Below are 23,763 nucleotides of genomic sequence, written 5' to 3'. Positions count from 1 at the left end.
GTCACACTCTTGCGGTTCCCAGTAGGTAATTACGGAGAAGCTGAGCGACCACGAATCCCTTCAAAACCAAGAGTTCTAATTGGGCAAAAAGCACCCATTCCCCAATTTCTGTAGGGTTTTCGCTAACTATTCGCAGTCGATTCTTGGCGTGAAGGCTAGAACAAAGGCTCCTATTCCATTGGACCGTTTTTGCCGCCGTTTCCATTATGGGGGAGGAGCCGATTGGCCCCCCTTCCAACAGGACCGCCTAGAGCCAGTCCGCCCACACTCGCGACATCATGAAATCAACGAAGCTTCGTATCGAAACGCTTGAACCTCGTAATTTTCTCGCAGCCAACCCTCTGATTACCGAGTTCATGGCTTCCAACGGGGGGGCGGTGCTCGATGGCTATGGCGCCACATCCGATTGGATCGAACTGCACAACCACGGTGACGAAGAGATCGACCTCGTGGGATGGGGCCTGACCGACGACGAGGACGAGCTCGACAAGTGGTCTTTCCCAAGCACTACCATTGAGGCGGGCGGCTACTTGCTGGTCTTTGCCTCGGGCGCCGACACCGTTGACCCCTTGGGCTACCGTCACACTAGCTTTTCACTTTCCGCCGACGGCGAGTACCTCGCACTGGTCGACCCTCAGGGGGAGATACGGTCGGAGTTCGGCGCCGACGGCGAGGACTACCCTGCGCAGCTCAGGAACCGGTCACACGGACTCGGCTTCGACTCCACGCACACCGAAGTGGTTTCACCCGACAGCGCGGTTCGCTACTGGGTTCCTACCGACAACTCGGTCGACGCGACCTGGATGTTAGAAGGCTTTGATGACTCGGCGTGGCATACAGGGGAGGCGAGCCTCGGCTTCGAGGATATACCGAACTCCTACGCGGACTTGATACAGACGACGCTGGAGTCGGGAACCCAATCGGTCTACGTGCGCATCCCCTTCGAGTCGAGTGAGGCCGATGCGTTGCTCGACCGGCTGAGCCTGCGGTACGACGACGGCTTCGTCGCGTACCTCAATGGCGTGGAGATCGCCAGCGACCACGCGCCCGAAACGCCGGGTTTCGACTCCCTGGCGACGGAGCTGCGTCCGCGAGAAGCGGCGACCGGCGAGGCCGTTTTCTCCCTCACTCAGCACAGCGGGCTATTGCAAGAGGGGACCAACGTGCTGAGCCTGCACGTGATGGGCCTTGAGGACGGCGATCTGCTCGCGGTCCCCAGACTCAGCCTGGCGTCGGGCGAGTTGCTCGCGCCGCAGCTGGCGGGCAACTTGATCGCCGCGACCCCGGGGGCCCCCAACACGCAGCTCTCGGCGAGCGATGTGGTGTTCTCCCACCCGGGCGGGGTGTTTGTCGAACCGTTCGAGCTGACGCTCACCTCGGCTCACGTCAACGAGACTATTCGCTACACCACCGATGGCAGCGTGCCCACCGCCACGTCGCCGGTTTACCCCGGCCCGCTCCTGATCGAATTTAGTACCCACGTGCGCGCTCGCGCCTTCGGCCCGCTGGGCCAGGTGGGCGATGTCGTCTCGGGCGCGTTCAGCCAAACCAGTACCGAGATCGGGGGCTTCACATCGGACCTCCCGGTGATCGTTCTAGAGGGCTTCGGAGGCGGCCTGCCGGGAGCCGACTTCGAGGACGCCAGCTTCTCGCTCTACAAGCCCGACGCCGAGACCGGCCGCACGTCGCTGTCGGCCGACCCCGAGTTCACCTCCTCGATGGGGTACCACCGCCGAGGCTCGAGCACATTTGACCAAGTGAAGCCGAACTTCCGGATCGAGCTGCGAGACGAGTCGGGCGAGGACCGCAACGCCCCGCTGCTCGGCATGCCCGCCAATTCCGATTGGATCCTCTACGCCCCGCATCACCTCGACAAAGCGATGATCCGCAACGGGGTGATGTACGATCTCAGCGAACAGATGGGCCACTACGCCATCCGCACCCGTTACGTGGAGGTGATCGTCAACCACAACGGCAACGACATCACCGAAGGTGAGTACCGCGGCGTGTACGTCTTGATGGAGAACATCAAGATCGACGAGGGCCGTGTTGAGGTCGACAAACTGACGCCCGCTGACAACGCCGAATCAGAAATCACGGGCGGCTACATTATCAAATTCGATCGGCCCGACCAGGAGGAAGACGCCATCTTCCACACCAGCCGGGGCACTCCGATGGGGACCCCACACTTCGTGCACGTCGACCCGGAACGCGCCGAGATGACTCAGGCGCAGACCGACTACATCCGTGGCTACTTCGAAGATTTCGAGAACGCCCTGTACGGCCCCGACTGGAAAGACCCTTCCGAGGGCTACGCCCAGTTCCTCGACGTCGAGAGCGCGATCGACCACCACTTGCTGCGTATCTTCTCCGGCGAGGTCGACATGATGGTCCTGAGCGAGCACATGCACAAGAGCCGTGATGGCAAGCTCGCCTTCGGACCGGTGTGGGACTTCGATCGCTCCTCAGGGCACACCGCTTATCAGACTCCCCTAGCCGAGAGTTGGCAGCCGATCAACGATGATCCGTTCCAATTCGCGTAGTGGGGCCGGCTGTTCAAAGACCCCAACTTCGAGCAGGCGTGGGTCGACCGCTGGAGCGAGCTCCGCACCGGGGTGCTGAGCGACGCCAACATCGAGGCGACGGTGCTCGCCCACGCCTCGATTATCAATGAGGCCCGGATCCGCAACTCAGAGCGATGGCCGAATTTAAAGCTGAATGTTGGCGCCTTCAGCGAAGAGGGGCTCACCGGCTGGGAGGCCCAGGTGAGCCACATGATCGGTTGGCTCCGGGAGCACGCCGCCTGGATGGACGAGCAAATGGCGCCGGTCCCCTCGCTCTCGCCGCCCAACGGCGATGCCGGGACCGAGGTAACGCTCAGCGTCGATCGGCCCGGGGCGACAATCTACTACACCCTCGACGGATCCGACCCTCGCGCTGCGGACGGCGGCTACTCTCCGACGGCGCTGGTTTACTCGGATCCCTTCCTTGTCGGCGAGAACGTTACCGTCAACGCCCGTGCGGTCGAGCCGGGGTCCGACTTCCCCTGGAGCGCCATGGCGACGGGGCAATACGCCACGATTGTGGTCCCGGCCGACGCCGGCAACCTGCGCGTGACCGAGATCAATTACCACCCCGACGATCCCACGCAGGAAGAGCTGGCGCTGGTCCCCGGGGCCGACGACAACAGCTTCGAGTTCTTCGAATTGCTCAACACCAGCAACCAGACCGTCGACCTGACGGGAGTCCGCTTCACCGACGGCATCGAGTTCGATTTCTCCACCGGCGCCGTCGGCGTCTTGGCCCCGGGCGAAGCCGTGGTCGTGGTCGAAAACCATTTGGCGTTCAATGCCCGATACGGCGCAGGCCGCAACGTCGCGGGCGAGTACAGCGGGCGGCTGTCGAACAGCGGCGAAGAAATAGCGATCGTGGGCGCCGATGACAGCGTGATTCTCAGCTTCGAGTATGACGACTCCAATTCGTGGCCCGATGACGCCGACGGAGACGGCGCCGCACTCCAGGTGATCGATTACTTCGCCAACCCGGCAGACCCCAACAACTGGCGTGAAAGCGACCTGACCGGCGGCACGCCGGGCGCCGCGACCCTGCTGATCGACGGCGACTACGACCGCGACGGCGTCGTCACCCGCGACGACTACGACGCCTGGATCCAGCGGTTCGGGGAAACGGTCGATGGGCCGGGGGCCGTGCCGGGGGCAGGCGCCGACGGCAACCGCAACGGCGTCGCCGACGCGGCGGATTTCACGGTCTGGCGCGACCATCTGGGCGACGTCGCCCCACCGCTCGACTACCAGCCACCGCCCGCGGTTGCCGCCGTGGCCGCCGCTACTGCCCCGGCTTCGGCAGCCGTCGAGCGATCCGCAGACCCGGTCTCCGTGGCGCACTACACAAGCGTTGCCCACACTGCCTCCAACGCAGTATCTGAAGCAGCGATCGAAGATGTCATCTCGGCGGCGCCCACTGCCAGTTCCAACGAGTTGCTGCTGCTCGGCGACCAGCCGAACCGCCGGCTCGACGGCGGTGATGAGAAAGAGCACGGGCCAACCCGGTCGTCCCGTACAGCGTGGCCGCAAGAAGGCTTGGAGGAGAACCGACCCGATTCGACGCTTGCAGAAGAATGGGACGAGGCCTTTGCCTCGCTATGATCCCCCTATCTCGGGAAGGGGCATTCGGCAAAGCCGCCCCTTGGTGCGGCCGGAGCACGGCCTCGACAACCGCGGCTCGGAGAGTCGCAGCTTGACACTTGCTGCATACGCGTAGATTCAAACCGCCATAGACGCGCCCATGCGTGCGATTCGCACCCGACAAGCAAGCGTGACGCGAAATCCCGCCCGAGACGCGGGTTGAAACCGTGGGGAAGCAGCCGCACGGCGAGGTTCCACCGAAGGCGGAACGAGACCACGCGTGGAAAACTACGCGTGATAAAACGCAGTACCCCCAAGGGGAGTCGAACCCCTGTCTCCGCCGTGAGAGGGCGGTGTCCTGGGCCACTAGACGATGGGGGCGTGGTCACCAGCGGCACTAGGCCGGCCCAGTAGTATCGGCATTTGGCGGCTTGGGAGCAAGGGGCTGTTTAGAAATGTGAGTGGGAGAAAGTGGACAGGAGATGACGGCCGGGTAAACCCTGCCTTCTAGATCCCATTTATCCTGCTTTCCCTTCTGCTGCCCTAGAGGGCACTACTGGTAGCCGTAGCGTCGTTTTCGCCTTGTCGACGCCGAATCACACCGCCACACACGCTACGCATCTGTGCGATTCGCACTAGCTCGTGATTCCCTGCGTCAGGGTCATGAACGCCGTCTCGAGGTTGATCTCCTCCTCCTTGAACATCGTCAGGCGGCAACCCGCCTCGAACAGCTCCTGGGCCACGAGGCTCGGGTCGTTGGCCTCGGCTTTCAGGGTGGTGGTGAGCACCTCGACGCCGTGCTCAGCGGCCTGGGTGACCGACTCGACCAGCGGGCTTGCCTCGAGCACCGAAGCCGCCACCTCGATCGGACCGGCCACCGTGATCTTCAGCACGGTCTGCTGGCGGACCTGGCGCATCACGTCGGCCACGTCGGCGTTCACGATCAGCTCGCCACGCTCGATGATCCCGATCTTGTTGCAGATGTCCGCCAGCTCCGGCAGGATGTGGCTCGAAACCATGATGGTCTTGCCCATGTTCCGCAGCTCCTTGAGCAGCCCGCGGATCTCGATCCGAGCGCGCGGGTCGAGTCCGCTCGCCGGCTCGTCCAAGAGCAGCACCTGCGGGTCGTGCAGCAGCACCCGCGCGAGGCCCAACCGCTGGGTCATGCCGCGGCTGAGGCTCGTCACGAGCGCGTCTCGTTTGTAGCCCAGGTCGACCAGCTCGAGCACGTCGTCGCAGATCTTCTTGCGCCCGGGGCCGCGGATGCGGTAGGCGGCGGCGAAGAACTCGAGGTACTCGATCACCTTCATGTCGTCGTACACGCCGAAGAAGTCGGGCATGTAGCCGATCACGCGGCGGATCTCTTTGGGCTTGGTGTAGATCGAATGCCCGGCCACGTACGCCTCGCCCCAGGTCGGGTGGAGCAGCGTCGCGAGGATGCGCATCGTGGTCGTCTTGCCCGCGCCGTTGGGGCCGATAAAGCCGAACACGTCGCCCGCGGCGAGCTCCAGCTCGATGTCGCGGATGGCGAACAGGTCGCCGTACTTCTTGGTGAGGCCGTGGATCTCGATCATTTTATTAACTATTGGCTGTTGGCCGTTGGCTCATCGCGATTCGGGGCGAGCCGTAAGTGGTTCTTATTCCTGCACCTGCATCACGTACCGACAGAACACCCAGTTCTTGTCCTGCTCCGAGGCGAGCGGCTCGGCCGCGGGCTGCTTGGCGCCGTCGGCCGCCGGGGCGCCGCCGCTGCGGACCAACTGGCTGCAGACCTGGGGACAACGGGCCAGCAGGATCGCCCGGCCGGTGTCGAGCATGCGGCACAGGTCGGTGAACCGTTGGTAGCCGTTCGAAACTCCCTCTCCGCCAGACACCGTCAAACGCTCGCCAAACATCATCAGCGCGGCGAGCGACTCGACCTCCATGCGGCGGTGGTCAAAGTAGTAATAATTGTCGCCGCCGCCGACGTTCGTCACGTTCATCTGCTCACGGAGCATGGTGTTCACTTTGACCGGGGCGCGGGCCAGGTCGACCCCCTTGGTCTCGCCGTCGGCCAGGTCGCCCAGCCGCCAGGCCCACGCGCCGTAGAGCAGCCAGCAATCTTCGAGCGGCGCCCCCGTGTCGTTCGTGAGATCTCCCTCGACGAGCCCATCGGCGGTTTGCGAGAGACGCCCGTCGACGAGCCGGTCGATCGGCGCCAGGTAACGAGAGAGCATTGTTTTGGTCGACCACACCTGGACGGGCATGCCGTACACGCCGCCCAGCCGCGGGCCGAAGGCGTAAGAAGCCGCCAGCGGCGAGCCAGCGGGCGCCGGCGTGAGCATGCCCCCCAGGCCGTAGCCGGGCTGGCCCATCCAGGCCAAGTACGACGCATCGGGAGTCGTGTCGTCGCCGCCAGGCGTACGCGTCCTGAGGGCGAGATCGTAGCGCTCGGCGCGGGGGCTGAAGACGTGCGTCCACACCGTGCCACGCGCCAGGCCACGCGAGCAATCGATGTCGATCATCTCGACCTGGTTCACCCGCAGCTGGTCGCCCTTGAGCGACAAGGCGAGCCAGTACGCCCCGCCCCCGCAGATCGCGACCATCAGCGGGAACGTGATCCAAGTCGCCTCGGGCCGCTTGAGCACGCGGGTGACGAGCAAGTAGTCGCCCGGGCCGATCAGCAGCAGGTAGGCGATCACCAGCCCCACCACCGCCATGAAGGGTGGGGTGCTCACACCGGTGAACGAAGCGTCGAGCCGCTGCCGCAGCACGGCCGCCAAATCGTTCTGCCCGACGGCAAGCGATCCGGCGCCGCTCGTCGAACCGCCGTCGTTGTTCGACGCCTCGCCGGAGAGCCCAACGAGTTTGGCCATCAGCAGCGGCGAGCCGGGCCAGTTCTTCAAAGGCCCCGAGGAAAGGTTGACCGCCACGAAAACCACCTCGCCCATGCCGCGCGACGCACGGACCAAAAGCGGCAACGACCCGGCGGCAGAGCCAGCCCGCGCCTCGACGCGGCCCGCAACGTCGGCGAGCCGGCAGACCGCCACGGTCTCGCCCGCGGCGATCGGCGCGGGGGCGTCGGACTCGGCGTAGCGGACGATTGGCGCCACGGTGGTGATCGATTCGATGCCGGCAAACTCGCCCGGCGCCAAGTCTGATAGCGGCCCGTTGGGAGCGAACCAATCGGCCCCGCGCGCGCCGCAAGCGATCACCAGCCGGCCACCCATCTCGACCCACTGGGCGAGGGCAACCAGCCGCGGGTCGCTCGGCGCCACGCCGGCGAGCCAGTCGTCGCTGGGGCCTTCGGCAACGACGATCGTCTCAATCCCCTCGTAGCCATGCCACTCGGTCGGCAAACGCCCAAAGCCTTCGCCCACCAGTTCTCCCGAGGGCAACACGGCTACATGCAGCATTCCTTCATTATCACCGCCCGATTGCGCGCTCTGGGCGGCGATAACCGCTTGGGTCAAAGCCGTGGGGCCGCCCAGTTCGAGGATCAAGCGGCCGCTAGAGGGAGTGGCCGGCAGCCGGTTCTTATCGTCCTCGGCGACGCCGACACCGATCTTCTTGCGGTCGATCGTCTTGGCGCCCCGCATCAGCCGCACCTCGACCGAGGCGTCGGCCCGGCCGACGCGGACGTAGAGCAGTTCGTGGGTCGTGCGGCCCGGCTCGACCGCCGCCGGTTTGCCCCCCGGCGTCGTGGCGAGGGTCGCGACGCCGTCGCTGTCGGGCGCGGCGACCACCAGTCGCAAAGCCTCGGCTCGGGCGTCGGGGCCCGCCTCGCCCCCGTCGATCGCCACCCTCAGGGGCGTCCACACACCAAGCTTGTAGGCTCCTTCAAACCCGAACCTGCATTCGCCGATGGTGGGCTCCGCGCAGGCCGCGCTCGCAAGAAAGCTCGCCGCCGCCAAAACAACCAACCCGATCACGCGAGCGATCGTCACTAAGCCGCGCGGGCGTCGTTGATCGAGACGGCCGAGCAGGTCGTGCGGCGAACGGGCGGTGGGCGGCATACGCATCCCGGAACGGGGAGGAGGACGGCGGATGGGAAGCCCCCATTCTGGCCCATGACCGACCGGCCGTCGACGGTCTATCCCGTGTTTCCTCCGGCGATAGCGGCGCGAGAGGCCGCCTTACGATCTAGGGCTTTTCCGAGTCGTCACACAGGCAGGCGAGCCGCCCGCAGCCGGGGCAGCCCTCGCCGTACTTCTCCCGCAGCGCCTGGGTGAGATCGACCCCCGCCACGTTGGCGATCGTCGTGAGCCAGGCGAGCACATCGGCGAACTCGCCCCGCAGCTCCTCGGGCGTTCCCTCCCGCAAGGCCGAGGCCAACTCGCCCACCTCCTCCATGAGCCACATGAAGGTGCCGTCCACGCCGCGGGCGACATCCTTCTCGTGGTACATGCCGCGGATCAGCCGCTGGAAATCGGCCAGCGAGAAGGCGTCGGCGGGCAGCGGGGCGCTGTCGGCGGGGTTGTCTGTCACGGCTTTGTCGTGCGGAGAGGGACGGTGGGCGGAAAGCCGTGAGCTTACCAATCCGGTCGGCGCCCGTGAGCCCCCGGCGCCTGCGGAAGGCGATCTCCGTGGGGCGCAAAAAAAGCGGCGAGTCGAGCCCCTGCCCCAGGGTCGCCACGCCGCACTCCGTTTCAGGAGATTGATTTTTCAGGAGATTGGGCCGGCTGGATCGCCGGCCGCCCGCTCAGCGCCGACGGCGCCCCGCGGCCGCTCCGCAAGCCAACAACACGAGCAACGCCGAAGCGGGCTCGGGCACGGCGGTCGCCGCGCTCGCCATGACCGGCGGCACGACCGTTTGACCAAAGTAGGCGACCCACAGGTCGTAGTCGGCCTCGGTGATCATGCCGTCGCCGTCGCCGTCGGCGCCCGTGCCGGCCGTGACACTCGTGTTGAGCGTGTCACGCCAAACGGTGAAGTCGGCGGCGTCGACCACGCCGTTCTCGTTGTAGTCGCCCGTGAGACCGACGAATGTCGATCCGACGCCGATCAGCACGACGTCCGAGGCGCCCTCGGCCTCGACCGACTCGACGATGCTGTTTTGGTAGCCGTTGATGTCGTCGTTGTAATCGTTCTCGTCGAAGGTGATGAGGCCCTCGTAGGAGATCTGCCACTCGTACTCGTAGCCGCCGTAGAAGGCTTTGACGCTGCTGTCTTGCTCGTAAAGTTCAGTGTTGTCGGCATTGGAGAACATGCCCCCCTCGTCTCCGCCTCCGGTGATCTGGCCAACGAAATCGAACCCGTCGACACCCACGTGGAACAATCCGAGATTCCCCGGCACGCCCATGCCGTCAACCTCGACCGCCTCGTCGAGTTGCAGGTCGAGGCGCGACGACCGGGTGCCGTTGTCGCTCACGCCGTTGTTGATGCCCAGCACGGTCTCGACCTGGACCGTCCGCACGCCGCCGTTCGAGTAGTGGAACTCGACGATCGCGACGCCCGAGTCGACGCCGTTGGCGTTCAGGTCGCCGCTTGAAGTGTGGAACTCCTGGGCGATGATGTGGCCGCCGGCTGCGTCGCCGGGGTTGTGAACGACGAACTTGCTGACGCCCGAAGTCCCCCCCTCACTGTTGCTCTCCGATCCGACAAGGATCTCGAAGACCCCCTCGTTGAAGTCGATTCCCACCTCGAGGCTGCCGCTATGGTACTCGTATGTTCCGTTGCCGCCGCCGCCCGGAATCCCCCCCTCGATGGACTCGTAGGCGCCGATGATGAGGTCCTCCCGCGGGATCGACAGCACGCCGCCTTCCTGGATAAAGGTCCCCTGGTTGGGCATCCCCGCTTGGCTGCCGGAGCGGCCGACGATCGTCCGCTCCGCGGTCAGCGTGCCGCTCTTCAACACGAACGTGTTGGACTCGGTCGTGTTACGCGACATGTAGAAACGGTACACGTCGAAACGCATGTCGGCCGGATCGCCGATGACGCCGTAATCTCCGCCGCTGCCCGGGGCGTCGTTGTTGATGGGGTATCTCAGCGAGGCGGCGTTCGCCCAGTTCGGGTCGTTCACGGGGTCAAAAATCACCTCGTAGCCGTCGTTGATCTGCAGGTCGGTCCTCTCGATGTTGTCTCCCGCGACGAGGTTGCCCGGCGGCAGAATGTCCTCATCGTCGTCCGAAGTCCAATTGTTCGGGTCAAAGAACCATGAAGACCCGCCCTCGCCGTCCCACGAGATCGCCGCTTGAACAGGACTCGCTAAGACGAAACAGGAGCACGCCAGCATCATCAAGTGCGCCAGGTTTTTGCAACGGAGGAGCGTCATGAGAAGAAACCTCTTGCTAGGTGGTTCGAAGAGCTGCCGTGAGTATAAGAGCAGGAGATGAAGATACTGTGGCCCGCCGGGGCCGATCCCTGAACTTCAATAAGGTCGAGTGATCGAGCGTTCCGAAATCAACGCCGTGCAGGCTAGTAGCCGTAGCAACCGAGGTGGGAACCGTTGAAGTCGTAGACCTCACCGCCCGCGCGAGTGGCGGCGGCGTCCATTACACGATAATCCACATCGAGGGAGATTGCCTGCACGCTCGCATCGACCAACAGGAATTGAACGATTCCGGGGTGGGCGGCACCAAATCCCGAGTCGCCGCCTTCTTCGTGCGGCGTCGTGCAGCGTTCGCAGAAGTGCCATTCGGGCGAGCTATCGAATTCGGACTGCGGCCCTTGGCCGATGTTCAAGGTCGGGCTGTGATCGCCATTGAAAGCGTGGCTCGACTCGGCGGTGCCCAGCCCGACCTCGCCCACCAACAGTGTCTTGGACGTACCGTCGGTCACGTCCTTCATGGCGATTGGGTGTGAGAAGCTGCGGACACTGCGTTTCGTACTATTGTCGGCCCAATTCACGTCGTTGTCGCGGTGGGGGTCGGGCATCGCCCCGTCCAGGAAGTGCTTCGTCGATGAATCCCATGGCCGGATTGTTCCTGTCTCGTGCACTGACGCTTCGACGGGGCCATTGGTTTGGGCGCTGATGCCTTCAACGATGCAAGACGAGCCGCCCACCCCTCGGTAATCGCTGATCGATCCCGACCACCCGCCTCCGAGCGAGGCGCTTGGCTCGAAGCCTGCGTGCGAGTGCCCTTGCTTCCCCTTGACCTTAGCCGTCGCCACAAGCCGTGTGTGATTCTGAGAAGGGCAAATGTAACCGGCGATCTCGAGCGTGCGAAAGTCGTAAGTCTGGTCGTAGAAGCAGCCGCTGTCGTCCCACAGGTCGGCCACGTTCGCCTCCTCCATGAACGGAAGAATCAGAGCCATCCAGGTCTTCTGGTGCTCGCCAACTCGACCGGGAGGAAGTTTGCGCGTGGTGTCGTGGTAGTTGTGGATCGCCAGCCCCATCTGCTTGAGGTTGTTCTTGCACTGCGTGCGACGGGCCGCCTCGCGGGCTGATTGCACCGCCGGCAGAAGCAAGGCCACCAAGATGCCGATGATCGCGATCACCACTAACAGCTCGACCAGCGTGAAGCCCCCGGCCGCTCGCTTCGCTTGAGGGGCAACAACCGCCGTGTTGGTTCCTGCAGCGTTCATATCGATATTTCCTGACTCAGATGAGAAGCCTGATCCGTGGTCCGCAGCCAAATGGCGCCGGTGTCATTTGGGGTCTCAAAGCGTGATAACGCCGAGGGACTTTAGGCGCGGGGACCGCGAATGTGATGGCCCCGCCCTTAAATTCATGGAAGAAAAGTGTAGGTAAAAGCAGCCCAGGTCGACGATGACCGCCCACCGCTGACTCATAATGACTCTCTAAAACTGGCCGGCGCAGCAGTAACCCCGGCTCAGATCAAAGTAGTTCCGCAAGCTGAAAACGTACTCACTGAGGTCGCTCCGGCTGATCGAGCAGTCCCTTCACCTCCAAGGGGAAGCAGCGATGCGCTGTTAGCAGCTCGACTCCGTAACGCCTCTCGGGGAACGCCTTGCACTAAGCGTTCGTCGTAGGAAAAGGAAATCAGAAAAGTCCTAATAATGATCCTATTTAGGACCTGCGTTGCAGGCAAGAACCTGTATTGCATTTTTTCGCGGAATAAACGCAAAGGAAAACGCCGCGCAGGGAGGGCCCTGGCGGCGTCGGAATGGATATACCGCTCGATTCAGCCGATTCGCAGCGGCTGGAGGTGACGCACGAAGTGCTCACGCAGCAATTCGGTGTAAGCATCGGCCTTGTCGCACAACAAGGCTTTCAGCCGCGGTCCGAGCTCCGGATCGGTCACCACCGAGCCGAAAGTGCAGTGCAAGATCTGCCGGCCGGGGGCCGTGAAGCCCTTGCCTTCGGGCACATCGCTCCAGCACTCCAGGTAAAGCCGCTCGAGCTCGGCCACGTCCGACACCTCGCTGGCGGGGGGGGCGTCGGAGCACTCGGCCGACACGTGGTACGTCGCCTTGTCCGTGTCGTAACGGCCACGCGAGAAGTCGACGATCTCGCGGAAGAACGGCTCGTCGTGGTGGGCGGCGACGCGGAGCGCCTCGAGGTAGCTCGTGCCGGCGGTCTTCACGTGGAAGCGGCCCTTGGTCGCCTGGGCCAGCAGGTTGTACATCGACACCTTGTCCGAACCGGAGTGCAGCGACAGCTTGTAGGGGCCAAGCTTTTCGGCAATCTCGGCGTGCACTTTCAGCGACGCCTCGAGCGTCACGAGATCGCCTTTGAAGTCGACCCCCTTCTCGAAGTCGCCGATGAACCGCGGCGCCAGGCTCACCACCTGCACGCCCGCCTCACGCAATTGGTCGGCGATCACGTAGTGCTCCACCGGCGTGGTCGGCTGCTCGGTCTCGTCGACGCTCAGTTCCAGCTCGTACTCCTTGCCTTGACGCATCGCCTCGGCCGCGACAAACCGGGCCAGCTCGATCGTCTTACAGATCGCCTTGCCGTACTTCACCGCGGCGCGGGAGAGCGCCTCGTCGGTCATCTCGATCTCGATCGAGTCGAGCTTGATCGTCTTGCCGAGGTAATTGTCGATCCAGGGGGCGTGCTCGCGGGCGTCGGCCAGCTTGTTTTCGAGCTCGACGGCCGAGTAGTTGTCGGCCTTCTGGTCGACGTGGTCCGAGGGGTCGATCGTGAAGAACACGAAGCCGGCCGACATCGTGTTGCGGACGTCGTCGGGGGTCTTCAGGTGGTCGGCGTCGGCCGACCACGGGTCGGAGAAGCCCCCTTGCTCCAAGGCGCCGATGGCGGCGGCCATCACTTCCTCGGGGGTCCGCGAGGTGCGGCTCATCTCGCGGATCGACTGCTGCGAGAAGATCCCCCGGATCGGCCCGCCCGCCTCGCGCAGCGAGGCCAAGTGGCCCGGCGTGGCGACTCCCAAACGGTCGCCGAAGCCGAAGCTCGGCTCGATCCCAAGGGGGGTGGGGTTGGGGACGATCGATTTAGCCGGCGCGCTCAAGAGGCCGATCCTTATTTTAGGGGCCGCGATATTGAATCCGATGGGAGTCCGAACCTTGACCCTATCCAGCAGTCGGAAGAGCGGGACCGCTGGGCGCCAAATCTCGCGCAGGGATCGGGTTTCGCTTGGAAACCCAACCTCGTGCGTCAAGGCGAACAAGCTCCGCATTGTGACGAACAGCAAGGCTGATCGGTAGGCTCTGCGGACGCAAACGTGGGCATTTTCTTTGCGGATTGTCGGTCTTTTTCCGGCGCGGCCCGCACTGCGCCCGTCGGCTCAGCAGCATCGGCTCGCCCCCCGCGTTGGTGGAGCAGCCGCGGTGAGCTCGACGCCTATTAGGTGCAGCTCAAGAAGCTCGTTGCCCCGGGCGCCCCCTGTATTGAGAACAAGCGGCTTGCGCCGCGTTGTGGAGAAGTTTTTAAGGCCTGGGCGAGCGAACAGCGGTCTTTCTTGAGCCGCGACGAGTGAGAAGCAAGCCAGAAGACGCGAGGATTTGCATGCTTCCGGACCTTGAATCTAGGCATTCTGCCGCGGGGCCCCTACTTTCTTAGCGAGAGCGTCGTCGCCGCCGTAGCCCCCAGACCGTCGCTGGGGGCCGCTCCGCAGGCAGTGCGTGAATCGTGTCATTAAATGCAGTGTCCGTTACTTGATTGCAAACGGGGGTTGGATTAGCCTGAATTTGAGACACACGACCTTTGCGGCGTTCGCTTCGTAGCAAAGCCCCTTCGGAGGCTACTACGGGCGGGCAACTATTTGCGATCAGCAGTGCGCGGTAACAGGCATTGCTGCGTCGTGCGTTGCAGACACTCCTCTTCCGATATTTTCGCTTGGCGATGCTAAGCGTTACCTTTTCCACCGTGCGACTCTCGTAAGACAGCGAACAGGCAACCGCCTCGCTCATCCCTCATCGGACTGCGTGGCGACCCGCCCCCAGGGACAAGCGGGGAACAGTTCGACATCCTGTGTGGCGCGCAGCGTTTGCGCCGGCTAGTCCTAACTTCTCTTTGTTTCAGCTCTGGAGTGACCTCATGACCCTGCGAAACCTGATTACGCTCACCGCGGCGGTTGCGTTGCTGGCCGGCACTGCCCACGCGCAGACGACCGTGCTGCTCGACGACTCGTTCGCCGATGGCAGCCGCGCCGAGACCAGCCTGCCCACCGAATCCGCCACTTACCTAGGCGTGAGTGGCGACGCCGTGGCCGACGCCGCCGACACGGTTGTCGGGGCTATCAAGCACCGCTTCCTGCACAACCCCGTGATCGGCACCACGCCGATCCCCTCGACCAGCAGCCGCAAGCAGTGGACCTATTTCACTGACAACCAAGCCACCCCGGTCGTGCTCAACGACGGAGACTCGATCAAGGGGTCGTTCTCGTTCATCCCGCGCGAGGAGCTCTTCACCGAAGACGGCCGCGACCTGCGTTTCGGCCTCTTCTACGACGCCCCCGGGGCCGATCCGCGTGTTGAAGCGGACGTGAACTCCGACTCGGGCAACGGCGCCTGGGGCGACTCGCCCGGCTACCAGGTCCAATTCCAAGTGACCGACGTCGCCGCCAACAGCAACCCGATGCGTGTCGGCAAGCGTGACGACTTCTCGAACAGCAGCCTGTTGGGCAGCTCGGGCGCCTACACGTTTGACTCGAGCGGCGGCGACCCGTTCATGAACACGCTCGACACCGAGTACCGGATGGAATTGACGGTCGAGAAGCTCAGCGCCACACAAGCCGAGGTCACCGCCTCGCTGTTTGAGGGCATGACGCTGCTGTCGACCGTATCGGCTATCGACGATTCGGTGACCGATATGTTTGGCGGCAACGCCGCCAACGGCATGCCGATCTACGACTCGTTCGATCAGCTCGCGATGCGATTCTCGGGCACCGGCAGCGGCGCCCTGGCGTTGGACATCACGAACCAGTACGTCGAGGTCACTCGGATCCCCGAGCCGGCCACGATCGCGCTGGGCCTGTTGGCGCTCGCCCCGCTGGGCCTGCGTCGTCGCGGCTGAGCGTGATGGTTTGCTGAAGATTGCTACCTACGAGGCCGGCCGCGGGGCTTTCGACCCGGCGGCCGGCCTTTTATCTGCCTGAAGCCAAACGACCGCATGACCCGCTCCCTCAATCCAACGAAAGCCGCTCTCGCCGCGCTGCTCGCCGCGGCGTTGATGGCTATGGCGCCGCTGATCGCTGCAGCGGAACGATCGCAGCCCGCCGCCTTCCCCGGGGCCCTCGGCCAGGGGGCGCTGTCGCTCGGCGGCCGCGGCGGCGATGTGTACCACGTCACCACGCTCGACGACTACGCACCGCACAAGGGCGAGAAGAAGATCGAGGGCAGCCTGCGCCACGCCATCCGCTCGGCCGAGGCGCCGCGCACCATCGTCTTCGACGTGGCGGGGCCGATCGCCCTGCGCGAGCCGATCGCCGTTCGTAAGAATCGCATCACGATCGCCGGCCAGACCTCGCCGGGGGGCGTGACGCTGTGGGGCTACCCGATGTCGGTTTCCGACGGCGCTCACGACGTGGTGCTGCGCCACCTGCGTCTGCGCTGTGGCGACTTCAACACGGTGGGTGCGCTCGAAGCCCGCGACACGGGTGGCGGCGACCTAAAAGGGAGCGACGCGAACTCGCTCGCCGTTTACGGCAACGCCGAGCGCGTGATCCTCGACCACCTCTCGGCCGCATGGGGTGTCGACGAAACCCTGTCGGTCACGGTCGCCCGCGACGTGACGGTGCAACACTGCCTGATCGCCGACAGCCTGAACCACTCGTTCCACAAGAAGGGCGCCCACGGCTACGGCTCGCTGGTGCGCGGCGAGTGCACGCCCCAGGACCAAGCCGCCGGCCGCGGCGGCTACACGTTCTACGGCTGCCTGTGGGCCCACCACCGGGCGCGGAGCCCCGCCATCGGCGGGCAGCAGCGTCTCGACGACGGCCAATCCGAGCGAGACCGGCGGGCGGCGGACGTGAACGTGGTGAACTGCGTGGTCTATAACTGGAGCGGCCTCCCCACCAGCCGCAGCGAGCTGGGCGAAGTGCGGCTGAACCTCGTTGGCAACGACTACCTCACCGGACCCTCCAAGCGGGGTGAGTATGTCTTCCGCGGGACCGACTCCGGCGCCACGCTCGTCTACCAGCAAGGCAACCGCTTCGATCGCCAGCGCGACAAGGACTACACCCGCGAGATGATCGACACGCCCGCTGAGATCGCCGACTGCCTACGCCTGGAAGAGGGCGAGCGATTGGTCGACGCGCCAATGAACTTCTTCAGCGCGGTCGCCCCGCACGTTCTCCCCGTCGATATCGCCCACGAGCAAGTCTCCGAGCGAGTCGGCGCCTCGCTGTGGCGCGACACGCTCGATCGCGAGGCGATCCGCACGCTACGCGACCGCGACGGCGCGCCGCTCGACTCGCAAGAAGACCTCCGCGACGCCGACGGCCGTTTGCCCGGCGTCGACGACCTGACAACGGCCGCTCGGCCCGAGGGCTTCGACACCGACCGCGACGGCATGGCCGACGCCTTCGAAACCGCGCACGGCCTCGACCCGACCGACCCGGAAGACCGCAACGGCACGGAGCTCGGCGAGGCTGACCCGTCGCTCGCCGGTTTCACTAATCTCGAGATCTACCTCGACGCGATGACCCGCTCGCCACAACCCTACTGACCTACCCCGCTGAATGACGCCGACACATCAGCATCACCGGCCCCGGTTCGGCCCCGTGGCCCCCGCAGGAACAGAGAATCGATGATGAACAAGACGAATCTGAACAAGTGCGTTGCGTGCGCGGCTCTGCTGCTGCTCGCCGTCCCGCTGAGCGCGGCGGAGTACTTCATTGCCCCCGGCGGCAGCAACGGCGGCAGCGGCGCGATCGGCAGCCCGTGGGGCACATTCGACTACGCGATCGACCAGATCGGCCCAGGCGACACGCTCTTCGTCCGCGGCGGCGTGTACGATCTCGACGAACGCATCCGGATCCAGGACGCAGGCACGGAGAACTCGCCCATCCGCATCTGGGCCTACCAGGACGAGACCCCCGTGCTCGACTTCGACAGCATGACCGTCGACTGGGGCGGATCGAGCGGGCGCGGCATCCAGGTGGACGAAGACGCCGACTGGGTCCACCTCCGCGGGCTGACGATCCAGAACGCCAGGGACAACGGCGTGTGGGGCGGCTCGGATCACAGCATCTACGAACGCCTCACCACGCGGTGGAACGGCGACTCGGGCATGCAGCTCTCGGGCCCGGCGTCGCACAACCTGATCCTCAACGGCGACTCCTACGAGAACTACGACCCCTCGAAAAACGGCGAGAACGCCGACGGCTTCGCGATCAAGTTCGACGAGCTGGGCCCCGGCAACGTGGTGCGCGGAGCCCGCGCGTGGGGCAACTCGGACGACGGCTGGGACATGTGGGAGAGCGTCGTCGGCGGCGTGCTGGTCGAGGACTCGTGGTCGTTCAGCAACGGCCGCATCCTCCCCGGCTTCTACGAGAAGGAGCTGCTCGAGGACAACGACCTCACCCCGGGCAGCTTCAACGGCGACGGCAACGGCTTCAAGCTCGGCCAGGACTCGGGCGCCCACGTGCTGAACCGCGTGGTCGTGTGGGACAACGAGGAGCGCGGCATCGACGTGAACGGCAACGGCTTCGGCGTGATCGTGGCCAACTCCACGGTGTTCGACTCAAAACGCAATTGGCAATTCGACGAGGAGTCGTTCGAGACCACCAACCAGCACATCCTGGTCAACAACGTCTCGTACGCCGGCAGCAGCTCGGACAACTTCGACTCAGGCGTCGACAGCTTCTCCAACACCTGGGACGGCGGGGTCTCGGCCTCGGCCGCCGACTTCCTGTCGCTCGACGACACGATCGCCCGCGGCCCGCGCCAAGCCGACGGCAGCCTGCCCTACAGCGACTTCCTGCGCCTCGCGCCCGGCAGCGACCTGATCGACGCCGGCGTCAACCTGCCCACGATCGGCCTCGGCTACAGCCTGCCGTTTAGCGGCGCGGCGCCCGACCTGGGGGCGTACGAGTCGGGCGTCTACGGCGATTACAACTCCGACGGCGTGGTCGACGCCGCCGACTTCACCGTCTGGCGAGACGGCCTCGGCGGCGCCTACACCGCGGCCGACTACGACGTGTGGGTCGAGCACTTCGGCCGCACGAGCGCGACGCCACCGCCTAGCGGCACACAGAGCGTGCCCGAGCCCACGGCCCTGCTGCTGGCGGTCATGGCGGCGTTTGCTCGTTCACGGCGTACGTATCGATAGCCCGTCAATCTATTCGATGGCGGGTGCAACGCGTCACCGTGCACGGTGGGCGCAAGCCCTAACGCAGCTTATGTGCAGGGCCACTAGAAATCCCCGCGTGAAACGCGCGCCGCTCCCCTTACTCCGTGCGGGCTCAATCGTGGCGTGTCACTAGAGCGGTTTGCTCATTGGTGTAGACGCTCGGCTCGCGATCGGCGTCATGGCTTCGTCAGCCTGCATCGACAATGCACCGCATTGCCTGCTTCGGCTTCCTCGCCACGCCACCAATCGCTTCCCCGCTCGTCCACACCAATTCGAATACCGCTCTAGGGTGCTTCGCACTCCCCTACCCCGCCGACTCTTTAGCGTCGGCCACTGCCGCCGCCTGCTTCCGATTCTGGTCGGGCAGCACGGGCGCCGAGAACTCGACGACGAGCTCGCCTTCACGGCACACGATCGATTTAACGCGCGGCGTTCGCGGGCTGTGGGCTAACGACTTGATCTTCAGGTGCGGCGCGGGGGGCGTCAGGTCGATCTCGGCGTCGTGCCCCGAGTAGACCACCGGCTCGGGCAGCCACGCGAGCAGCGTGTCGAGCGGCAGCGTCAGCCTTCCGACCCGCGCCGTGACGATCTCCAGCCGCAACGTGCCGTCCTCGCCGAGCGTCGGCTCGAGGATCGCCGAGAAGACGCATTCGACCCCAGAGTTCGCCAGCTCGACCCCCAACTCGAACCGCCCCTCGGTGAGACGAACGCGTGGGTCACGCAGGTCGCCGCTGGGGTCCATCGCTTTGTCGGCCAGCAGCGCGTTGAGTTCTTGCTCGGTGATACGCAACGCGCGGGTGTCCTTGGCGGGATCGTACGGGGCGGCCCCGCCGAGGGCTTGCAGCCACTCTCCTTGGGCGGATTGGGTCGCCGGCTTCTGTCGGGCGAGCGACATCGCGCGCCAGCGGACCAAGCCCTCGCCGGTCTGCTCGAATCGCTCGACCAAGGCCCGCCGCTCGTCCGGCGAGAGCGATTGCGTCCGGAGCTCGGTGTAGAAGCCGGGCTCCATCAGCGCCAGCCAAGTCACGAGACCCACCACCGTGACGACAAGAAAGACCATCGCGGCTCCCGCTGCGAGCAGCCGGAAAAACAGCTTACGGATCATGCTCGCACTCATGTCGGCGGGGCGTGGCGGGGAGACCGAGAGGGTACCACCACAAGCCTAGAGCGCCGGCCGACCGTGGGTCGCGGCGCCGCCGGACTCACGCGAAGGAACAAGCGGGTTCCGCGACAAGGCCTCGAACATTCGGCCCAAACCCTTACAACCGGACCTCGCCCAGGGATTTCCATCCCCGTAACGACGCGGGATCGTCCGCGTGAAGACTTCACCGAAGCCCCGCAGAGACCGTTCATCAGCGACGGCCTAGAGCGGTTTTCGAATAGGTGTGGACGAGCGGGGAAGCGATTGGCGGCGTGGCGAGGAAGCCGAAGCAGGCAATGCGGTGCATTGTCGATGCAGGCTGACGAAGCCATGACGCCGATCGCGAGCCGAGCGTCTACACCAATGAGCAAACCGCTCTAAGCCAAGGCGCCGGCGGTCTTCTTCGCCATGAGCTGCTCGCGGACCACGGCGTAGAGCTGCTGGGTGTTGACCGGCTTGGTGAGGAAGTCGTCGCAGCCGGCGTCGAGGCACTTCTCGCGGTCGCCCTTCATGGCGTGGGCGGTGAGCGCAATGACGGGCGTCGTGAAGCCCTCTTCGCGCAGGCGGCGGGCGGCCGTGTAGCCGTCCATCACCGGCATCTGCATGTCCATCAGGATCACGTCGAACGACTGCTCCATGGCGGCCTGCACGCCGAGGGCGCCGTTCTCGGCCGTGACGACCTTGGCGCCGGCGCGGGTGAGGAGCAGCGCGATCAGGCGGCGGTTGGTCTCGCCGTCTTCGACGAGCAAGATCTTGGAGGGCGGCAGCTTGTCGCCGCTGGCGACGTCGGCCTTTAGCTCTTGGTCGGTCGTTTGCTTGTCGGCGTCCGCCACCATCTTCACGCCGGCCAGGTCGCCCGTTTCGACCCGCAGGGTGAACGTGCTGCCGGCGCCGAGCTCGCTGGTAGCCGAGAGCTCACCGCCGAGGCCGCGGGCGATCTTGCGGCTGATGGCGAGCCCCAGGCCGGTGCCGCCGAAACGGCGGGTGACGGAGTTGTCGGCCTGGACGAAGGGGTCGAAGATCGCCTCGAGCTTGTTGCTGGCGATGCCGATGCCGGTGTCGATCACGTCGACGCGCAGCTGCGGAACGCCGTCGATCTCGACCAGCCTCGGCTTGACCGTCACGCCCCCCTCGCTGGTGAACTTGACCGAGTTGCCGATGATGTTGATCAGCGCCTGCCGCAGGCGGGCGACGTCGGTCTGGATGGTCTCGGGGATCGGCGTCTCCCACACGACCTTCAGGTCGATGTCCTTCTCCTGGGCCTTGATATTGAGGACGCGGGTGACCTCGCCGATGAGTTTGTGCGGCGAGCAAGGCTCGGTGTCGAACTCGATCTGGCCGGCCTCGATCTTCGAGAGGTCGAGGATGTCGTTGATCAGGCAGAGCAGGTGCTCGCCGCTCGACTGGATCGTCGAGAGGTACTCGTTGCGGGTCTGGGTGTCGCCCTCGTCGCCGCCGACGAGCATGATCTCGGTGAAGCCGAGGATGCCGGTCAGCGGGGTGCGGATCTCGTGGCTCATGTTGGCGAGGAACTCGCTCTTGGCGCGGTTGCTCGCCTCGGCGACGTCCTTGGCGACCTCCAGGTCGGCCTGCGCCCGCTCACGCTCTTCGACCTCTTTGGTGAGCAGCGCGGCCTGGCTGGCCACTTGATTGTGCGACTTGCGGATCGTGTCGAGCATCAGGTTGAACGACTCGCAGAGGGCGCCGAGCTCGTCGTTCGAGTCGCGCATCACGCGGATCGAGTAGTCTTTGTTGCGCGTGATGGCGCGGGCGGCCTCGGTGAGCCGGACGATCGGCCCGGAGATGGCCCCCTGCAGCAGGGCCGCCACGATGACCGCGCCCAGGAGCGACAGGGTCGCGACGATGGCGATGTGCCAGACCTGGGCCTGGATGTGGTTGGTGATGTCGTCGCTGTTGGCGAGGATGTAGAGAGTGCCGACCCGCTCGCCGCTGTCCTCCTCCACGGGGATGACGATCGTGACGCCGCCGCCGGGGGAGCGCCGCGTTCCCTCCTTCAGCTCGCCCGGGGTGGTGTGGACCGGCGAGCCGTCCTTCGTGTAGGCGGCGAACACCTCGCCCTCCGTGTCGAGCAGGCAGGCGACCTCGACCGAGGGCTGCAGCGACAGCGAGCGGAGGTACTCCTCGGCCGCTTGGTCGTCGGAGAACGCCAGCACGCCGTCGCTGTTGAACTCCATGATGCGTGCCTGCACCTCGAGCTGGGCGATCTTCGCCGCTCGGATCATCTGGACGTCTTTCCAGATGATGCCGCCCGAGGAGACCACGAGCGCAAAACAAACCGTCATGCCCGCCAGCAGGATGAGCTTGTTGCGTATCGAGGTGTTCTGCAGAAACTTCATGCTTCGCGTCGCCGGGACGACGCGTTCTTTATGGAGGGTTGCGGGGTCAACGGTTGGTCGAGACCGGGGTGCCCAGGCTGTGCATCTTGGCGTTGAGGCTCAGCCGATTCGCCATCGCGCGGTCGGCGTTGAGTTCAAACCTTACGTTGCTGCCGTGCACGAAGAAATTGATCGCCCCGCCCCGTTCGGCGAACCCCGGGGTTTCCCCGACGAGCAGAACGGATTTACCTTCTAGAGCGGCTATGAGGCGCGCCTCGACTTCGGGCGGCGTGGCCCGCGTGACGAAGAGGATGTGGCAACTGGCGCCCTCCTCCGGGGTCTTCACTTCCCACACCCGGATCGGGCGCTCTTGGATCTTCTTCTTCTGGGCGATCCGGTCGAGTGTCTCGCCGAACGGGTCGGGACCGTAAACCCCGATGCGGAACTCGCTTGTTTCGGACTCGAACGAGGCGGGCGGCCAAGTGACGTAGCGACCAAACGCGTAGAGCGATACCGCTTTGACGTTGTACTCACGCCGGCTGTCGATCACCTCTTGCGCTTGCACGGGCGTGGCGGCGAGCGTCATCAGAACGCCCAGGAGCAAACAAGCAATTCGCCGAGGCCTGCAACTCTCTCCCAAGTCGCGAAGACTTGCACGGTCATCGAGATACGCGCTCGGCTTTGGTTGCATGGCCACAGTGCTTTGGCGATTCTTTTTGGCTTCCGCTCCCCACTCAGCCGCCAAGCCCCCCGTGACGGAGGAGCCTAGCGACCTCTCTCGGTGCGTGTTCAAGAGAAGTCTCATGAAGCCTTAACTATGCTGCTATCGACGCAGCGGGTAGCCCGGTCGCAGAGTCGTGATTCGAAGCGGTGTAACCCGCAGCACCGTTGGTTTTTCATTCGCCTATGTGAGCTACGATCGACCGCTGGGCCCCGCCCAGTCACCCGCTAAGAACCCCCAGTTCTGGTATACGGAAAGTCGAAATCGCAATATCGGTACAGTCCTTATCCGTTAAACCCAACCGCCCTACTGGCAGGTAACTTCGCCCCGAACACCAAAGTGAACCGCGAACCTGCGCCACTCCGGACGCCCCACCCACAGCGACTCCGTCGTCGGCAGGTAACTGATGGCCTGCCGCCAAACTGCGTGACGGCTGAACTGTTGTCTAGAGCGGTATTCGAATTGGTGTGGACGAGCGGGGAAGCGATTGGCGGCGTGGCGAGGAAGCCGAAGCAGGCAATGCGGTGCATTGTCGATGCAGGCTGACGAAGCCATGACGCCGATCGCGAGCCGAGCGTCTACACCAATGAGCAAACCGCTCTAAGGTCAGTGTGAGGCGCCCTGCATTGAACGTCGCCGGCTCTGTGGAAAGCCGACCGGCGCCGGGGCATTCTGCGGGAATCCTGTCGGACTGGGTGTGTGGGAGAGGGAGATTGCTGCCTCCTCACTCAGCTCATCTGCGACCTACCGAACTACGCTCCGAGCCTGGCGAGGGCTTCGGC

At 64.9% G+C, this 23,763-nt stretch carries 13 protein-coding genes, 1 tRNA gene and 1 pseudogene; 5 read left to right on the top strand and 10 right to left on the bottom strand.

Annotated features, from left to right (window positions below; translation table 11 throughout):
- Positions 1-278 precede the first annotated feature (278 nt).
- Both Mal64_RS16410 and Mal64_RS16405 read left to right on the top strand, forming a co-directional pair.
- Positions 279-2,798 (top strand): annotated as a pseudogene (locus Mal64_RS16410) (CotH kinase family protein); the annotation flags it as partial.
- Positions 2,775-4,166 (top strand): lamin tail domain-containing protein, encoded by a 1,392-nt coding sequence (locus tag Mal64_RS16405; protein WP_315852816.1) that lies wholly within the window; start codon positions 2,775-2,777, stop codon positions 4,164-4,166. The pseudogene Mal64_RS16410 and the gene Mal64_RS16405, both read left to right, overlap by 24 nt.
- A 287-nt stretch (positions 4,167-4,453) precedes the next feature.
- Here the strand turns inward: Mal64_RS16405 and Mal64_RS16400 are convergent.
- From Mal64_RS16400 to Mal64_RS16370, 7 genes are all read right to left on the bottom strand, one after another.
- Positions 4,454-4,526: transfer RNA gene (locus Mal64_RS16400), tRNA-Glu, on the bottom strand.
- Between the two features lie 254 nt (positions 4,527-4,780).
- Positions 4,781-5,719 carry an ABC transporter ATP-binding protein gene (locus Mal64_RS16395; RefSeq protein WP_146402278.1) on the bottom strand — a complete coding sequence of 313 codons (939 nt, stop codon included), beginning with the start codon at positions 5,717-5,719 and terminating at the stop codon, positions 4,781-4,783.
- A 63-nt stretch (positions 5,720-5,782) separates the two neighbouring features.
- A complete protein-coding gene (locus tag Mal64_RS16390; RefSeq protein ID WP_146402275.1) occupies positions 5,783-8,146 on the bottom strand; it encodes a hypothetical protein in 2,364 nt (787 codons plus the stop codon).
- 121 nt (positions 8,147-8,267) lie between these two features.
- Positions 8,268-8,531, bottom strand: a complete 264-nt coding sequence (locus tag Mal64_RS16385; protein WP_146403171.1) for a MazG nucleotide pyrophosphohydrolase domain-containing protein — start codon at positions 8,529-8,531, stop codon at positions 8,268-8,270.
- Positions 8,532-8,826: 295 nt separating this feature from the next.
- The gene (locus Mal64_RS16380; RefSeq protein ID WP_146402273.1) at positions 8,827-10,398 is read right to left on the bottom strand and encodes a PEP-CTERM sorting domain-containing protein; all 1,572 of its coding nucleotides are present in this window, start codon (positions 10,396-10,398) and stop codon (positions 8,827-8,829) included.
- 143 nt (positions 10,399-10,541) lie between these two features.
- The gene (locus Mal64_RS16375; RefSeq protein WP_146402271.1) at positions 10,542-11,651 is read right to left on the bottom strand and encodes a DUF1559 domain-containing protein; all 1,110 of its coding nucleotides are present in this window, start codon (positions 11,649-11,651) and stop codon (positions 10,542-10,544) included.
- A 560-nt stretch (positions 11,652-12,211) separates the two neighbouring features.
- Positions 12,212-13,498 carry a tagaturonate epimerase family protein gene (locus Mal64_RS16370; protein ID WP_231993809.1) on the bottom strand — a complete coding sequence of 429 codons (1,287 nt, stop codon included), beginning with the start codon at positions 13,496-13,498 and terminating at the stop codon, positions 12,212-12,214.
- A gap of 1,028 nt (positions 13,499-14,526) precedes the next feature.
- Here Mal64_RS16370 and Mal64_RS16365 point away from each other — a divergent pair.
- The 3 genes from Mal64_RS16365 (at position 14,527) to Mal64_RS16355 (ending at position 18,762) form a co-directional block, all read left to right on the top strand.
- Positions 14,527-15,504 carry a hypothetical protein gene (locus Mal64_RS16365; protein WP_146402269.1) on the top strand — a complete coding sequence of 326 codons (978 nt, stop codon included), beginning with the start codon at positions 14,527-14,529 and terminating at the stop codon, positions 15,502-15,504.
- 96 nt (positions 15,505-15,600) lie between these two features.
- Positions 15,601-17,157, top strand: a complete 1,557-nt coding sequence (locus Mal64_RS16360; RefSeq protein ID WP_146402267.1) for a thrombospondin type 3 repeat-containing protein — start codon at positions 15,601-15,603, stop codon at positions 17,155-17,157.
- Positions 17,158-17,241: 84 nt separating this feature from the next.
- Positions 17,242-18,762, top strand: a complete 1,521-nt coding sequence (locus Mal64_RS16355; protein ID WP_146402265.1) for a right-handed parallel beta-helix repeat-containing protein — start codon at positions 17,242-17,244, stop codon at positions 18,760-18,762.
- A gap of 325 nt (positions 18,763-19,087) precedes the next feature.
- Here Mal64_RS16355 and Mal64_RS16350 read toward each other — a convergent pair whose 3' ends face one another.
- The 3 genes from Mal64_RS16350 to Mal64_RS16340 form a co-directional block, all read right to left on the bottom strand.
- Positions 19,088-19,888, bottom strand: coding sequence for a hypothetical protein (locus tag Mal64_RS16350; RefSeq protein WP_146402263.1), 801 nt, complete (start codon positions 19,886-19,888; stop codon positions 19,088-19,090).
- 413 nt (positions 19,889-20,301) lie between these two features.
- The gene (locus Mal64_RS16345) at positions 20,302-22,281 is read right to left on the bottom strand and encodes a response regulator (protein WP_146402260.1); all 1,980 of its coding nucleotides are present in this window, start codon (positions 22,279-22,281) and stop codon (positions 20,302-20,304) included.
- Between the two features lie 46 nt (positions 22,282-22,327).
- A complete protein-coding gene (locus Mal64_RS16340; RefSeq protein ID WP_197525834.1) occupies positions 22,328-22,864 on the bottom strand; it encodes a YfiR family protein in 537 nt (178 codons plus the stop codon).
- Positions 22,865-23,763: the final 899 nt, after the last annotated feature.

It is taken from the genome of Pseudobythopirellula maris, from assembly GCF_007859945.1.
Lineage (GTDB): Bacteria > Planctomycetota > Planctomycetia > Pirellulales > Lacipirellulaceae > Pseudobythopirellula > Pseudobythopirellula maris.
This window is presented reverse-complemented; position numbering and strand designations above follow the sequence as displayed.